The sequence below is a fragment of the Aeribacillus sp. JST-2 genome (assembly GCF_056032925.1).
Genome location: NZ_JBVVUU010000123.1, coordinates 1 through 506, shown reverse-complemented (window position 1 = coordinate 506; position 506 = coordinate 1). Strand labels below are relative to the sequence as shown.

General features: G+C 54.9%; 6 tRNA genes. All 6 read left to right on the top strand.

The features are described from left to right. Positions 1–3: 3 nt before the first annotated feature. The 6 genes from AC0KTX_RS16895 (at position 4) to AC0KTX_RS16870 (ending at position 501) form a co-directional block, all read left to right on the top strand. A tRNA-Lys gene (locus tag AC0KTX_RS16895) sits at positions 4–79 on the top strand. 6 nt (positions 80–85) lie between these two features. Further along, positions 86–167 (top strand) — tRNA-Leu (locus tag AC0KTX_RS16890). A 3-nt stretch (positions 168–170) separates the two neighbouring features. Next, positions 171–242, top strand: a tRNA-Gly gene (locus tag AC0KTX_RS16885). A gap of 7 nt (positions 243–249) precedes the next feature. After that, positions 250–338, top strand: a tRNA-Leu gene (locus AC0KTX_RS16880). A gap of 5 nt (positions 339–343) precedes the next feature. Beyond that, positions 344–420 (top strand) — tRNA-Arg (locus AC0KTX_RS16875). A gap of 4 nt (positions 421–424) precedes the next feature. Next, a tRNA-Pro gene (locus tag AC0KTX_RS16870) sits at positions 425–501 on the top strand. Positions 502–506: the final 5 nt, after the last annotated feature.

Sequence of the window (506 nt, the reverse complement as noted above, 5' to 3'; positions counted from 1 at the left end):
TTTGAGCCATTAGCTCAGTCGGTAGAGCATCTGACTTTTAATCAGAGGGTCGGAGGTTCGAATCCTCCATGGCTCACCATTTTAAGCGGGTGTGGCGGAATTGGCAGACGCACTAGACTTAGGATCTAGCGCCTTTTGGCGTGGGGGTTCAAGTCCCTCCACCCGCATATGCGGAAGTAGTTCAGTGGTAGAACACCACCTTGCCAAGGTGGGGGTCGCGGGTTCGAATCCCGTCTTCCGCTTTTCATTGCCGGGGTGGCGGAATTGGCAGACGCACAGGACTTAAAATCCTGCGGTAGGTAACTACCGTACCGGTTCAAGTCCGGTCCTCGGCACCATTTATGCGCCCGTAGCTCAATTGGATAGAGCGTTTGACTACGGATCAAAAGGTTAGGGGTTCGACTCCTCTCGGGCGCGCCATTTCCGGGAAGTAGCTCAGCTTGGTAGAGCACATGGTTTGGGACCATGGGGTCGCAGGTTCAAATCCTGTCTTCCCGACCAGAGGG